Raw genomic sequence first — 14,894 nt, forward strand, 5'->3', positions numbered from 1 at the left:
GGGAACCGCCGCGGGACGAAGCCCTTGTCATTGAAGCGCAGATCTTTTCTTGAAGCGGAGCCAGCCTACGCGCTGACGTCGATCCACGCCCCTCTGCCGGAGGATCTGCGCACGTCATCAACCAGGCCCTGGATACGCGCGCCGGCCCGGAAATTCATCGGTTCCGGCCCCTCTCCGGAAATGGCCTTCACGAAGTTCGCGATCTCGATGGCCTTGAGGTCATTGAAACCCAGCTGGTGCCCGGGAGCGACACAGAACAGACCGTAGGGGTCATGGTCCGGACCGGCCTCGATGCGCCTGAACCCGCGACGTCCGGCCTGGTCTGCGGCGCTGTAGAAGTGCAACTCGTTGAAGCGTTCCTGCGTGAAGATCAGCGCACCCGTGGTGCCGTACACCTCGAAATCGTGCTGCATCTTACGGCCCGTGGCGATCCAACTGGCCTCGATAGAGCCCGATGCGCCGTTGTCGAAGCGGACGAACATCCGGGACAGATCGTCGACCTCTACATCGCGTTTGCCGCCGGCGCCGTCGGGACGCGAATCTATCACAGTCACGCTGTCGCCCAACACGCTGCTTATCGGGCCAAGAAGATATTCCGCCGTGGCAAGGGCGTGGCTTCCGAGATCCGCGAGGGCGCCGCCGCCGGCTGGATCGTGGCGGAACGTAAACGGGCTTTCTGGATCCGCCATATAGTCCTCGGCATGGATGCCGCGGTAACTCCGAATCTCGCCAAGCTCGCCGATCCGGATCATGTCACGCGCCAGGCGCAGCATCGGATTGCAAAGATAGTTGAAGCCGACCTGCGTGCGCACCCCTGCCCGCTTGGCTGCGTCGGCCATTTCCCATGCGTCGCCCGCCAGCTGTGCGAGGGGTTTTTCACAATAGACGTGTTTGCCGGCGGCGATGGCCGCGAGCGCCATTTCCTTGTGGAAGGCATTCGGGGCAGTGATATCGATCAGGTCGATTTCGGGATCGGAAATGAGCGTGCGCCAGTCGCCGCTCGACCGGGCAAAACCCAGCGATCGTGACGCTTGGGCCGCGATGTCGTCAGTGCGGTCGGCGATGGTGTGGAGAACGATCTCGAATGGCAGATCGAACACACGTTGCGCGGTTGCAAAGCCGAAGACGTGGGTCTTGCCCATGAAGCCCGAGCCGATCAGGCCAATCCGCAGTTTGGGTCTGTTTGTCATGCTTTTCGGCTTCACAAGATGCAAGTTCGGAACGGGTCGGCCCGCCGCACGGCCGCCCTTGGAACGGGAGGGCGGGATTTCTCCCGCCCCTTGTCTTGGGTTATTTCGCGATACAGGTGTCGGCCGTCTCCGGCGTGCAGACGTCAAGTCCCGTGTAGGTCGGATCGGTCGGAGCCGGCTTGCCGTCCTTCATGTCCTTGAGCGCGAACATGGTCTTGTAGCCCATTTCGAACGGACGCTGGCCAACCTGGCCAAGGGAGTAGCCTTCCTTCATCTGCTCAATCTGCGTGGGCAGGGTATCGGCCACGACCAGGGCCAACTCCTTCTTGGCAATCTTGTCCTTATACGGCTCGACCGCGGCGCGGTTGGCGTCCGGCACAAATTGTGGGAAGCCGCCGGTCGGCACAAATGCGTCAAGGTTCGGTGTCTTCGCCATGTAGTCCTGGAACTGCTGCACCGACAGCGGGAAATCGTCGTTGGTGTACAGCGGGCAGCCTGGCGCCTCGGTCCAGCCGTTCTGGCCGGTCAGGGGATCGCCCGGCGACGCGGCCGACTTGGTCCCGGACAGCGTATCGCGGATGCCCTGCATGCGCTCGTTGTGGTTTGCCGCAGCCGCGCCACCGGACTGGATGCAGATGGTGCCGCCTTTCGGCTTGATCGTCTGCACGATCTTGGCGAGGTTCACGCCGATCTCGTAGTTGTGCGTCCCGACATAGGCGGCGCGCAGATCCTTGTTCTCGGGCAGCGTGTCGGCGTCCCAGGTCAGCACGGGAATACCAGCTTCCTTCGCGGCTTGCAGCGCGACGGCCATAGCTGCCGCGTTCGCCGGTGCGACGGCGATGCCATCGACCTTCTTGGCAACCAGATCCTGCACGATCTGAACCTGCTCCTCACCGCCACCGTGCTCGCCTGGTCCGATGTACATGCACTCGAATGCACCGTTGGACTCGGCCTCTGCCTTCTTGCAGCCATCACGCGCCTGGTCGAAATACGGGTTGTTCATGTTCTTCGGCACCAGCGCGAACACGAGTTTCTGCTGGGCGTAGGCCTGTCCAACCGTCAGGGCGGACGCGGCGACCGCAGCCGCCAAAAGATATTTCTTCATCGATGTTCCTCCGTTTGTTGTGTTCGCCTCGGGATTTTCCACCGGCCGAGGCCGGCAGAGCTCTAGCCGCGCTTGATGATGAAGAAGGACTTCAGCGATCTGCCTGATGTCCCCATGCCAAGCAGCACGGCGAGAATGATGAAGATGCCGACGAAGGCACCCTGCCAGTTGGAATCGATGCCTGCCATCAGCAGGGCATTGCGGACGACCTCTAGGAAGGCCGATCCGATGACGGCGCCAAACGCGGTGCCATAGCCACCCATCAGGCTGGCGCCGCCGATGACGGTGCCGGCGATAACGCGCAGCTCGTAGCCAGTTCCCACCGCGTTGATCGCCGAGCCGCTGTAACCGAGCAGGAGCAGAGACGCGATCGAGGCACAGAAGGACGAAAATACGTAAGCTTGGAATTTGATCTTATCGACGGGCACGCCCGTCATGCGGGCCGCGCTCTCATTGCCGCCGATCGCGAACAGATGGCGGGCCCAGGCGGTGAAGATGAAAACCCAGCCGAGGGCCAGCGCCATGACCACCATCACCCAGAAGTGGGATGAGAACTGCGGTATCCAGTAAGGGACCCAGCCGTCCGGCGAGTGTACCGGCCACTTTGCCTGGCCGATGGCCTTTACGATCGGCGCATCAGGCCCGAACTGATAGAGCATCTGGTTGCCTGACAGCACCACCGCCAGCGATCGCGCTATCGACAGCATCCCAAGTGTGACGACGAAAGACGGCATGCCGATATAGGCGACGAAAAAGCCATTGAACGACCCGCAGGCGATGCCGGCGAGAAGGCCCGCGCTGAAGGCCACGTACCAAGAATAATGCGCGGTCAGGAGCACGCCGGCGACGATGGCGACGAGACCCATGACGGACCCCACTGACAGGTCGATCCCGCCCGTGATCAGGACCACGGTCATGCCGAGCCCCATGATGGCGATTGGCGCGAAATTGCGGGTGATGTTGGTTGCGTTTTCGGCCGTGCCGAAGCTCGGTTCCAGCATGGTCATGAACACGACAAGGACGAAGAGCGCGACCGACACCCAGAAGGCCTGGCTGGTCTTCAGCTTCTGGAATGCGGACTGTTCAACGATGCCGACGACGTCGGCAATCGAGGCGTGGACTTCCTGCGCGGCTTGGACTCGATTAGGCTGCACGGATCGCTCCCGTGATTAGTCCGGTGATTTCTTCCGGAGATGTCTGATCAGTGGGTTTGTCGGCAACCTTCGTGCCGCGCCGAAGAACGACGATGCGGTCGCACACGGCGAAAACGTCCGGCATGCGGTGGCTGATCAGGATTACCGCGACACCACGCGCTTTCATGCGCCTGATCAAGTCCAACACTTCAGCGACCTGGCGGACGGAAATCGCAGCGGTCGGTTCATCCATCAGGACGAGCTTGGCATTGGACAAACGGGTTCGCGCGATCGCGACAGCCTGGCGCTGACCGCCCGACATTTTTTTGACGAGATCGCGTGGCCGCGTTTCTGACTTCAGTTCGCCGAACAGCTCCGCGGAACGATCGATCATCGCCTGCTTGTCGAGTATCCGGAAAGGCCAGACGCCCTTCTTGAGTTCACGACCCAGGAACACGTTCTGGGCGGCGGTCAGGTTGTCTGCCAGTGCGAGGTCCTGATACACGACCTCGATCCCCTCATCGCGGGCATCGAGCGGCTTGTGAAAGTGGCAAGCCTTGCCGTCGACCCTGATCTCGCCTTCGGTCGGGGGAAAATTCCCGGAGATCAGTTTGACTATGGTCGACTTGCCAGCGCCGTTGTCGCCCATCAGGCCCGCCACTTCACCGGGCTCGATCGAAAAGCTGACGTCTGACAGCGCCCGGATTGCCCCGAAGCTTTTGCCGACGCCCTGCACTTCAAGCAAAGACACGTGCTTCATCCTCCCTGGATCGGCGGCTCTTGGAGTCTCGCCTTGCCTCATTTTGCAATGGAAATTGCGTATGAAGTTCTTATGCAACAATGCTTATTGCAGAGCTTTGTAATTTGCAACAACTATTTTCTATATCTATTAACTATCTGTTTTTATGAGATATTTTTGGTATAGCTTTGAGCCAAATCAAAAATCGGATGATCGCTGTGGAGGGCAGCATCCGCTTGTTTGCAACGTTTCTTGTTGCGCCGGGCTGACAGACCTTTGGCAGCGGCTTCCGGTATTTGTTCAGTGGCTAGGATTATCAATGGCCGCTCAACGACGCGGGTTGGCCCTCCAGCTCTTTGCCGTTGACGACGAGCGTTGGGTCGATCCTGCTCTCGAAGAAATCGAGCACATTCTGCACCGCCGACACCGCCATGCGTTCACCGCATTCGGCGGTGAGGCCGGCAATATGAGGTGACAGGATCACCTGGTCGCAGGACAGGAGCGGATTGTCGGCAGCGGGTGGTTCCTCATCGAACACGTCCAGGCCGGCGGCCGCGACCTTGCCGGACTTAAGGGCCGCGAGAAGTGCCTTTTCATCGACTACGCCGCCGCGCGCGGTGTTCACGAGCCAGGCTCCCGGCTTCATGAGGGAGAACTCGCGCTCGCCGATCACAGGAGCATCGCCCTTGGGGGCATGTACGGAAACAGCGTCCGCCCACTGAAGCGCCAACGACAAGTCGGGCGCGGCCTTGGCAGGGCCCTCCGGCCATCCGATTTTTTCGAGATATGGATCGTAGGCGGCGATTTCCATGGAAAAGGCAGCCGCCATCCTCGCGAGATGCCGGCCGATGCGGCCGTATCCAAGAATCAGCAGACGCTTGCCGGCCAGTTCCGAAGCTTCCAGCCGGTTGCGCCAATTCCAGGCCCCCTCGCGAACAGACCGGTCGCCGCGCACAGCATGCTTGGCGCAGGCAAGGAGCATCATCATGGCGTGCTCGGCGACGGATATGGAATTGACGTCTCCGACGACAGCGAGCGTGATGCCGCGCTTGTTGAGGGACGGCAGATCGACAGAGTCGTAGCCGACACCGTGACGGGACACGATCCGGAGCCTGTGCGCCATCTCGACGGTCGAGGCCGAGAGCGGCTGTGTGCGGATCACCAGCCCGTCGGCCTTGTCGATCAGCGGGGAATAGCTTGGCTCGGAGACTTCCTCAACGTAATCGTAGGTGATGCCGGCGGCCTGCTCGAGCAAGGAGATTCCAGCCGGATGGAGCTTCCCGGCAACCAGAACATGCGGCATCAGTACCCTCCCTTGGAACCGGCGCTGACGCTTGATCCGCCCGTGAGTTCCCTGAACATTTTGACGTTCGCTTCCGCCGCACCGGCCAGCATGCGTACGTCGTTCGACACGGTGGTCATGTTGTAGCCCCACCCGATCGCGCGCGCGGCGTATGCCGGAGTTCCACAGTGTAATGCCGCGGCTATGCCGGTTCTCTTGCAGGACGCCGCGATGCGCTGGATGGCCTCGATCATCTCCGGCTCTTCGCGGTCGAAGGCAGGCGGCAGCCGGCCTTGGGTCATGCCGAGGGTCAGGTCGGCCGGCCCAACGTAGATCCCGTCGAGCCCCGGGGTCGAGACAATCGCGTCGAGGTTGTCCATCGCCTCGGCCGTCTCAACCATGGCAAAGGCAAGTATCTCGCCGTTGGATTCCGAAGCATAATTGGCACCGGCCGCGAAGTTCGCACGTGTCGGACCAAAGCTTCGGTTGCCCAGCGGCGGATAGCGCAGGTAGCTGACAAACTCGGCCGCCTGTTCGGCGGTATTCACCATCGGACAGATGACGCCATAAGCACCCGCATCGAGCACTTTCATGATGATGCCCGGCTCCAGCCAAGGCACCCTGACGAGTGGCACCGTGGTGGAGGCCCGCATCGCCTGCAGCATTGGCAACAGGCCGTTGTAGTCGAGCGCTCCATGTTGGAGGTCGACGCCGATGCTGTCGTAACCTTGCGCCGCCATGATCTCGGCGGTGAAACTGTTGCCGATTGAAAGCCAGCCGTTGATGGTCGGCTTCCCTTCAGCCCAGAGCTGCTTGAGCCTGTTCTTGATCATGCGACGTCCCTCTAGAATACAACTTGAGCCAGCTTGGTATCGAGGTAGTCTCGGATGCCTTCGGCGCCGCCTTCCCGGCCCATGCCGGAATGGTTGGTGCCGCCGAAGGGGGCCTCGGAAGCAGCTAGCGCAAAGCTGTTGATGCCGACCATTCCGGCTTTGAGCGTCGCGACAACTCTGCGGGCGCGCCCCGGATCGCGAGTGAAGGCATAAGCAGAAAGCCCCATCTTCGAGGCATTCGCCCGAGCCAGGACCTCCTCTTCGGACGAGAAGCGGGTGATGGCGGCCACCGGGCCAAAATTTTCCTCGGCAAACACGGTCATGTCGTCGGCAACATCGGTGAGAACCGTCGGCTCAAAGAAATGGCCGGAATTGAAGGCTGGCGAGCGACGACCGCCCGCGGCAATGCTGGCACCGGCCTTTTCTGCGTCGGCGACGATTTTTTCGATTTCGTCGATCCTCCTGGCATTGATCAAAGGACCCATCTGCACCGCCGGGTCGAGACCGTCGCCCAGCTTCAGGGCCTTGGCCCGCGCGACGAAACCGTCGACGAAAGCATCATGGACCCTTTCGTGGATGAAGAAGCGGTCTGGCGTTACGCAGACCTGTCCGGCATTGGCATATTTGGTAGGCACTGACACGTTGAGGGCGGTCTCAATGTCCGCGTCATCGAAGACGATGAGGGGCGCGTTGCCGCCAAGCTCCATCGAGACCTTCTTCACCGTATCGGCTGCGTCGCGCAGCATTTGCTGCCCGACCCGTGTGGACCCGGTCAGCGAGACCTTGCGCACCAGCGCCGACGCCATCAGCGGCACGTAGGTCGTGGCCGTGGAGCCGACGAGAAGACCGACCGTGCCTGGGGGCAGCCTGCCCGCGCGCAGGCAGTCGATCATCACCATGGCGACGCCTGGCGTCTGGCTTGACGGCCGGACGATGGCTGAACAACCAGCGGCAAGTGCCGGAGCGACCTTGCGGGCGACGAGCGCAGCCGGAAAATTCCATGCCGTGAAGGCCGCCACGACGCCGATCGGCTCATGCAGCACTTCGAGGCGGCCTTGCGGGACACGGCTCTCGATGATGCGGCCGTAAATGCGGCGAGCCTCTTCGGCGTACCAGCGGAATTGATCCGTCGCCATCACCCACTCGCGTGCGGCTTGCGCGATGGGCTTGCCAGTCTCCAGTGTAATCATCCGGGCGGCTTCGTCCTGCCGCCGCCCCATTTCGTCGGCGATGGCGTGAAGCGCGTCGGCGCGTTCGAACGCGCTCTTTGCCCGCCACGCGGCAAGGCCACGTTCGGCCGCCGCCAACGCAGTTTGCGCATCGTCCAGCGTGGCCGTCGGCGCCTCGCCAAGTGAGCGTTCGGTGACGGGACTGGCTACCGTCGCCGTGCCCCCGTCGGAAGCAACACGCCATTCACCATCGATGAAAAGTCCATATTTGTCATACATTGCCGCCACCAATCTCGCTGGTGCGGACCACGCGACGTTCGGCAACCGATTTCATCGCGGCTTCGGCAAGAACCAGCGCAAGGCGGCCGTCCTCGAAAACGACCGATGGCTGTCGTCCGCTCTCGACGGCGTTGACGAAGTCGTCGATTTCAGCGTTGAATGCTTCCCTGTAGCGCTCGATGAAGAAATGAAGGTAGGGCTGCGCCCGATCGGTCAGCCCATCGGCGTAGATACGGGCCTCATGCGCGCGACGGTTTTCGGAAATCGCCATGCCAGCCGATCCGAAAGCCTCGACGCGTTGATCGTACCCATAGACCGCCCGTCGCGAGTTGTTGATGATGCACTGCTTGCCGCTGGCAGTGCTCAAAACCACGGTCACCGTATCCCAGTCATTCGTCTCGGCCATCAGGTCGGCGTCGACCAGCCGGCTGCCGGTCGCAAAGACCTCGACAGGCTCTTCCCCGAGCATGAAGCGGGCCATGTCGAAATCGTGGATCGTCATGTCGCGAAATATGCCGCCGGACACGCGTATGTAGGCAGCTGGCGCCATGCCGGGATCGCGCGACGTGATGATCACCTGGTGAAGCTCGCCGATCTCGCCAGCTTCGATTGCTGCTCTCACGGCGGCATGCCCGGGGTCGAAGCGGCGGACGAAGCCAATCATGATAGGCAGTTTGCTGCCACGGATATTGGCCGCGCAGCGATCGACGCGCTTCAGGTCAAGGTCGATGGGCTTCTCGCACAGAACCGGTTTGCCGGCCGCCACAGCCCGCTCGATGTAGTCGACATGGGTGTCGGTCGCCGTGGCGATCAACACGGCGTCCACATCGTTCGTGTCGAACATGGCGTCGGCCGAGTCCAACGCGGGGACCGCGAGCATGGCTGCTATTTCGTCGGCCGCCGCGCGATTGACGTCATAGACTCCGACCAGTTTCGTTCGCGGGTGTGCAGCGATGTTAGCCGCATGCATACGGCCGATGCGCCCGCAACCGAGCACGCCAATTCTTAGCATTGAATTCCCTCCGCAACAAAATTTTTGCAATGATCGTTGCAAAGAGGTTGATTTGTCAATGGCTATTCCGTAAAAGTCTGGACAACGGAAATTCGCCAGGGAGGAAGCGATGACGAAGACAATTCGTCTGACCATGACGCAGGCGCTTGTGCGCTATTTGAGCAATCAGTTCACCGTCATCGACGGCAGCAAGGTTCCGCTGTTTGCCGGCGTGTTCGCCATTTTCGGTCACGGCAACGTCACGTGCCTGTCCGAGGCCCTGGAAGCGGCGCAGGACGTTCTTCCCACGTGGCGCGGCCAGAATGAGCAGTCGATGGCACTGGCTGCGATCGGCTTCGCGAAGGCGAAGCGTCGGCGCCAGATCATGATCGCCGCCACCTCTATCGGCCCGGGCGCTCTGAACATGGTGACCGCCGCAGGCGTCGCCCATTCAAATCGGCTTCCGGTACTGATGATTGCCGGGGACACCTTTGTCAGCCGCCGGCCAGATCCGGTGATGCAGCAGGTCGAGCACTTCGGCGATCCTACAGTAAACGTCAACGACGCATTCAAGGCGGTGACCCGCTACTGGGACCGTATTGTCCATCCCGAACAGATCATCTCCTCGCTGCCCCAGGCGGTCGCGGTTCTGCTTGATCCGGCCGACTGCGGGCCGGCTTTCATCGCCCTCCCCCAAGACGTACAGGAGGTCGCGTGGGATTATCCTGAGTCCTTCTTCGAACCCACGGTCCATGCGATTCCGCGCCCCCGGCCGGATCGCGCGCGTCTCGAAGAGGCGGTGCGTCTTCTCAAGACGGCCAAGCGTCCGCTGATCATTTCGGGCGGCGGCGTCCGTTACTCCGGCGCGGAGGCCGCTCTCGCAAAATTCGCCGAAGCGCGCGGTATTCCGCTCGCTGAAACCATTGCCGGCAAGGGCACCGTGACGCACGACCATCCCGCCCATGTCGGGCCGATCGGCATCGTCGGCTCGACATCGGCGAACGCGCTTGCGGGTGAAGCCGATGTGGTCCTGGCCGTCGGCACGCGGCTGATGGATTTCACCACAGGATCGTGGAGCGCGTTCAGTCCTGACGCCAAATTCGTCTCAATCAACGCCGCACGGTGGGATGCCACGAAACACCGGGCTCTCGCCGTGGTCGGCGATGCGCTGGAAACCATCAACGAGGTCGAGGCCGCGCTTGGTGACTGGAAGGCGGACAGCCGTTGGACCGAAAAGGGCAAGGTCGAGTTTGCCAAATGGAATACCGCGCTCGACGGATTCCAGAAGCCCACGAATGACCCGGTTCCGACCTACGCGCAGGTCGTCGGCGTGGTCAACGCGAAGGCCGGCGAGCGGGATCTGTTGATCACCGCGGCCGGCGGACTTCCCGGGGAAGTCATGAAGAACTGGCGCGTGAAAGAGCCGAACACGTTCGACTGCGAGTTCGGATTTTCCTGCATGGGGTATGAGATCGCCGCCGGATGGGGTGCGGCTATGGCGGATCCGAGCCGCACGCCGATCGTGATGATCGGCGACGGCACCTACATGATGATGAATTCCGACGTCTACTCGTCGGTTCTCGCCGGCCACAAGATGATCCTGATCGTCTGCGACAATGGCGGTTACGCGGTAATCAACCGGCTCCAGAACGCCAAGGGCGGCGTGTCCTTCAACAACATGATCAAGGATTGCCGGGTCAAGGAGCCGTTTTCGGTCGACTTCGCAAAACACGCCGAGGCCATGGGTGCGCTTACGCGGCGGGTTGAGAGCCTTGCGGATCTCGGCCAGGCTGTGGAGTGGGCCAAAGGAACGGATCGCACCACGGTCATCACCATCGTCTCCGATGGCTACACCTGGACACCCGGCGACGCGTGGTGGGACGTCGGCGTACCGCAGGTCAGCGAGCGGGCCGAGGTGCGCGATGCCCATTCCGCGCAAGCCGAAGGCCGCAAGCGGCAGCGCATAGGAGTCTAAGTTTCGGACGCTCCCCGGGGCGTCCTCTGCCGGAACGATGCCACACTCCCTGAGCATTGTTCCGGCAGTTTTTTTCGCGGCGCCAAAGTGGGCGGCGGCAGCTGGAATGATGATGGAGATTAAAGTGAGAGCCAAGCTTGGCATCGCGCCGATCGCCTGGTGGAACGATGACCTCGCCGAATTGAGCGACGACGTTTCGCTGGAGGAGTGTCTACGGCAGGCCCGCGAGGCCGGCTTCACCGGCATGGAGACTGGCCGCCGCTTTCCGATGGACGCTGCGGTGCTCGAGCCCATTCTGAGGCAGCACGGCATGAGCGTCTGCGGCGGCTGGTTCTCCGGCCTGCTGCTTGACGGCGATATCGAAGCGGAGAAAGACCGCATCGCCCAGCAGATGCAACTCTTCAAGGCCGTCGACGCCCCCTGCATCGTCTATGGCGAGACTGCAGGCACCATACAGGGCGACCGCTCCGCGCCGCTTTCCACCAAGCGGCGGCTCTCGGAAGACGAGATCAGAATCTATGGTCGCAAGATGACTGCCTTCGCCGAATGGTGTTCGGACGAGGGCATGCCGATTTCCTACCACCACCACATGGCCGCGCCGATCGAGACCGAGGAAGAGCTCGATTTGCTGATGAAGCATTCCGGCGAGAGTCTGGCCCTGCTCTACGATGCCGGCCACATGGCCTTTGCCGGCGGCGACGTGCTGCGGGTGGTCGACAAGCACCACGCCCGCATTTCGCATGTACACACAAAGGACATCCGCAAGGCGGTCGTGGACGGGCTCGACCGCACCCGGGAAAGTTTTCTCGATGCGGTGGTCAAGGGAGCCTTCACCGTGCCCGGTGACGGCTCGCTCGACTTCGAGGCGATCGTCAAGCGCTTGGCGAGCCACGGCTACGAAGGCTGGTTCGTCGTTGAAGCCGAGCAGGATCCCGTCAAAAGCCCGCCGCTCGAAATGGCGAAGATAGGTCACAAGGAATTGCTGCGGGTCATGGCCGCGGCTGGCTACACAGTGGAGGACAAGGCATGAACCGGATGGATGGTAAGATCTGCGTCGTCACCGGATCGACGCAAGGGTTGGGCGCTGCTATCGCTCGCCAGCTCGCCCAAGCCGGAGCCGCTGGCCTCGTCACACTTGGCCGCAACGAAACCAAGGGTCGCGCGGTCGCCGCCGACATTTCGCACGCAACGGGCGTGCCCGTGCACTATGTCAACGCCGATCTTGGGAATGTCGAGGATTGCCGCCGTGTGATCGCGGAAGCGGAGCGCGTTTTCGGAAGGATCGACGTGCTGGTCAATGCCGGTGCCCGGACGGACCGGGGCACGATCCTCGACACGTCGCCGGAATTGTTCGACGCTCTGTTCGCCGTGAATGTACGCGGACCCTATTTCCTCATGCAGGAAGCTATCAGGCACATGATCGGCCATGGCATCGAGGGTGCGATCTGCAACATCGGCTCGATCTCGCAGCAGGCCGGCCAGCCGTTCATCAACGTCTATTGCGCCACCAAGGCGGCACTGGCGACGCTGACCCGCAACACGGCGTTTTCCGTCATGAAGAACCGTATCCGCGTCAACCAGCTGGATATCGGCTGGATGGCGTCCGATCACGAGCGGGAATTGCAGGCGAGCGAGAAAGGTGATCCCGACTGGGAAGCGAAAGCCGTTGCGAAACTGCCCTTCGGACGCCTGATCGACCCCCGCGAAGCCGCACGGGCGGTAAACTTCCTCGTTTCGGAGGATGCGGGGCTGATGACAGGTGCGGTGGTGGATTACGACCAGACCGTGCTTGGCGCCGCAACCGGCCCGATGGCCGTGCCTGAGAAGGCGATGGCGCTCTGAAGCCATCGGAGCCGCCGAAGCGGAGACGGAAGAAAGCAGCGCCTTGCGGAACCGGGGGCTGCTGTTTCGATAACGGACGAACCGGCGGCCCCGCCGCCAGAAGGAGAGCAAGATGCGGACCATAAAGGGACCAGCTGTGTTTCTGGCTCAGTTCGCGGGCGACGACGCGCCGTTCAACAGCATAGAGGGATTGGCCGGCTGGGCGTCGGCCAAGGGCTTCAAGGGCGTGCAGATTCCGACCTGGGACAAACGCGTCATCGATTTGAAGCAAGCGGCTGAAAGCCAGTCCTATTGCGACGACTATGCTGGCAAGCTGGCCGAACACGGCCTGGTCGTCACGGAACTCGCATCCCATCTGCAAGGCCAACTCGTGGCCTTGCATCCCGCCTACGACCATCCGGCGGATTCCTTCGCGGCACCCGAGGTACGGGGCAATCCGACTGCACGGCAGGCGTGGGCGGTCGACCAGCTTCATCTCGCCGCCAAGGCGTCGAGGCGTTTCGGCATCGACCGCCACGTGACCTTCTCGGGCTCGCTTCTATGGCCATTCCTCTATCCTTATCCGCAATGGACGGACGGGCTGATCGAGGACGGTTTCGATGAGCAGGCGCGGCGCTGGCGGCCAATCCTTGATGCCTTCGACGAGAGTGGCGTGGACCTTTGCTACGAAATCCATCCTGCCGAGGACCTGCATGACGGGCTGACCTTCGAGATGTTCCTGGAGCGCGTCGGCAACCATCCGCGCTGCAACATCATGTACGACCCCAGCCATCTCGTGCTGCAGGCGATCGATTATCTCGCCTACATCGACCACTATCACGAGCGTATCAAAATGTTCCACGTCAAGGATGCCGAGTTCCGGCCGGACGGCAAGACTGGTGCCTATGGCGGCTTCCAGCCCTGGATCCGGCGTGCCGGCCGCTTCCGCTCCCCAGGCGACGGACAGATCGACTTCAAGGCGATCTTCTCGAAGCTCTCCGGCTACGATTTCGACGGCTGGGCAGTACTCGAGTGGGAATGCTGCCTCAAGAATTCAGAGGACGGCGCGGCTGAGGGCGCCCGCTTCATCGCCGATCACATCATTCGCGTTTCCGAACGCGCCTTCGACGACTTCGTCAAGGCCAGTGCGGATCGCACGATCAACGATGCCATCCTGGGTATCGACAGGAGCGCGCGCTCATGACCGCGGATTTTCAGCGACCGCTTCGGCTCGGCATGGTCGGCGGCGGCGAAGGCGCCTATATCGGCAATATCCACCGCATCTCGGCCCGGTTCGATGGCGCCTTCCAACTCGTCGCCGGCGCGTTCGACGCGGACGCAGCGCGTGGCCACCGCTTCGCTGCAACGCAAGGTATCGATCCCGCCCGGTCCTATGACGACTTCAAGGCCATGATCGCGGCGGAGAACGACCGCGAGGATCGTATCGATGTGGTGGCGATCTGCACGCCCAACCACACACATTATCCGATCGCCAAGGCTTTTCTCGAGGCCGGCTACGAGGTGATCTGCGAAAAGCCGCTGACCAACACACTCGAAGACGCGATCGCGCTTGAACAACTGGTGCGCGAGACCGGACGCTTCATGGGCGTGACCTATACCTATTCGGGCTATCCGATGGTGCATGAGGCACGCGAGATGGTGGCGGCCGGCAAGCTCGGCGCGATCCGCGTCGTGCAGGTGGAATATCCCTTGGAATGGATGGCGACGGCCATCGAGGCCGCCGGCAATGTCCAGGCCGCCTGGCGCACCGACCCGAAGCGATCGGGGCGTGGCGGCTCGGTCGGCGACATCGGCACGCACGCCTATCATCTTGCTGGCTTCGTGACCGGGCTGAAGCTTGAAGCTCTGACCGCCGATCTGGCTTCCTTCGTGGAAGGTCGCGTACTTGACGACAACGCCCATGTCCTGTTGCGCTACGAAGGTGGCGCCCGAGGTCTGCTTTGGTCGTCGCAGGTCGCACTCGGCTCTTCGAACGGGATTCGGTTGCGTGTGTTCGGTGAGAAAGGCGGTCTAACCTGGTTCCAGGAGCAGCCGAATGAGCTGATTTTCTCACCGCTGTTCGGCCGCACCGAGACCATCAAGCGGGGTGCTGACGATTTGAGCGAGGCAGCGAAGGTGCGAACCCGCACACCGCCAGGCCATCCCGAGGGTTACCTGGAGGCCTTCGCCAACCTCTATCGCGGCTTTGCCGAAGCAATCCGCGCCCGTCGTGAGGGGCGCGAGGCAACGGCAATCGGATTGAACGTGCCGACCGCTTATGACGGGCTGAAGGGCGTCGCATTCGTCGATGCAGTGGTCGATAGCGCTGAAGCGGAAGGCCAACCCTGGCTGAAACCCTACGCCGTCTGACAGCCAT

The 14,894-nt window shown here is 62.1% G+C and carries 13 protein-coding genes; 5 read left to right on the forward strand and 8 right to left on the reverse strand.

The features are described from left to right. Nucleotides 1–65: 65 nt before the first annotated feature. The 8 genes from RQ479_RS32510 to iolG all read right to left on the reverse strand — a co-directional run bounded on the left by RQ479_RS32510 (nt 66) and on the right by iolG (nt 8,742). The gene (locus RQ479_RS32510) at nt 66–1,190 is read right to left on the reverse strand and encodes a Gfo/Idh/MocA family protein (RefSeq protein WP_376706299.1); all 1,125 of its coding nucleotides are present in this window, start codon (nt 1,188–1,190) and stop codon (nt 66–68) included. A gap of 100 nt (nt 1,191–1,290) precedes the next feature. Beyond that, nucleotides 1,291–2,280, reverse strand: coding sequence for a substrate-binding domain-containing protein (locus RQ479_RS32515; protein WP_376706300.1), 990 nt, complete (start codon nt 2,278–2,280; stop codon nt 1,291–1,293). Nucleotides 2,281–2,357: 77 nt separating this feature from the next. Next, nucleotides 2,358–3,449, reverse strand: coding sequence for an ABC transporter permease (locus RQ479_RS32520; RefSeq protein ID WP_376706301.1), 1,092 nt, complete (start codon nt 3,447–3,449; stop codon nt 2,358–2,360). Beyond that, entirely contained in the window at nt 3,439–4,188 is a 750-nt protein-coding gene (locus RQ479_RS32525) for an ATP-binding cassette domain-containing protein (protein WP_376706302.1), read from the reverse strand. The genes RQ479_RS32520 and RQ479_RS32525 overlap by 11 nt, the downstream gene beginning before the upstream one ends. A gap of 295 nt (nt 4,189–4,483) precedes the next feature. Next, a complete protein-coding gene (locus RQ479_RS32530; protein ID WP_376706303.1) occupies nt 4,484–5,470 on the reverse strand; it encodes a hydroxyacid dehydrogenase in 987 nt (328 codons plus the stop codon). Next, nucleotides 5,470–6,282 carry an HpcH/HpaI aldolase/citrate lyase family protein gene (locus RQ479_RS32535; RefSeq protein ID WP_376706304.1) on the reverse strand — a complete coding sequence of 271 codons (813 nt, stop codon included), beginning with the start codon at nt 6,280–6,282 and terminating at the stop codon, nt 5,470–5,472. The genes RQ479_RS32530 and RQ479_RS32535 overlap by 1 nt, the downstream gene beginning before the upstream one ends. 11 nt (nt 6,283–6,293) lie before the next feature. Next, nucleotides 6,294–7,730 carry an NAD-dependent succinate-semialdehyde dehydrogenase gene (locus RQ479_RS32540; RefSeq protein WP_376706305.1) on the reverse strand — a complete coding sequence of 479 codons (1,437 nt, stop codon included), beginning with the start codon at nt 7,728–7,730 and terminating at the stop codon, nt 6,294–6,296. Continuing rightward, nucleotides 7,723–8,742: an inositol 2-dehydrogenase gene (gene iolG / locus RQ479_RS32545; RefSeq protein ID WP_376706306.1), complete on the reverse strand. Its 1,020-nt coding sequence runs from the start codon at nt 8,740–8,742 to the stop codon at nt 7,723–7,725. The genes RQ479_RS32540 and iolG overlap by 8 nt, the downstream gene beginning before the upstream one ends. A gap of 109 nt (nt 8,743–8,851) precedes the next feature. Here iolG and iolD point away from each other — a divergent pair, with 109 nt between their 5' ends. The 5 genes from iolD (at nt 8,852) to RQ479_RS32570 (ending at nt 14,887) form a co-directional block, all read left to right on the forward strand. After that, the gene (gene iolD / locus RQ479_RS32550; protein WP_376706307.1) at nt 8,852–10,696 is read left to right on the forward strand and encodes a 3D-(3,5/4)-trihydroxycyclohexane-1,2-dione acylhydrolase (decyclizing); all 1,845 of its coding nucleotides are present in this window, start codon (nt 8,852–8,854) and stop codon (nt 10,694–10,696) included. Between the two features lie 124 nt (nt 10,697–10,820). Next, the gene (gene iolE / locus RQ479_RS32555; RefSeq protein ID WP_376706308.1) at nt 10,821–11,726 is read left to right on the forward strand and encodes a myo-inosose-2 dehydratase; all 906 of its coding nucleotides are present in this window, start codon (nt 10,821–10,823) and stop codon (nt 11,724–11,726) included. Continuing rightward, entirely contained in the window at nt 11,723–12,538 is an 816-nt protein-coding gene (locus RQ479_RS32560) for an SDR family oxidoreductase (RefSeq protein ID WP_376706309.1), read from the forward strand. The genes iolE and RQ479_RS32560 overlap by 4 nt, the downstream gene beginning before the upstream one ends. A 112-nt stretch (nt 12,539–12,650) precedes the next feature. After that, entirely contained in the window at nt 12,651–13,721 is a 1,071-nt protein-coding gene (locus tag RQ479_RS32565) for a sugar phosphate isomerase/epimerase family protein (protein WP_376706310.1), read from the forward strand. After that, entirely contained in the window at nt 13,718–14,887 is a 1,170-nt protein-coding gene (locus RQ479_RS32570) for a Gfo/Idh/MocA family protein (protein ID WP_376706311.1), read from the forward strand. Before RQ479_RS32565 ends, RQ479_RS32570 begins: the two co-directional genes overlap by 4 nt. Nucleotides 14,888–14,894: the final 7 nt, after the last annotated feature.

The sequence above is a fragment of the Mesorhizobium sp. ISC25 genome, assembly GCF_042295465.1.
Classification (GTDB): Bacteria; Pseudomonadota; Alphaproteobacteria; order Rhizobiales; family Rhizobiaceae; genus Mesorhizobium.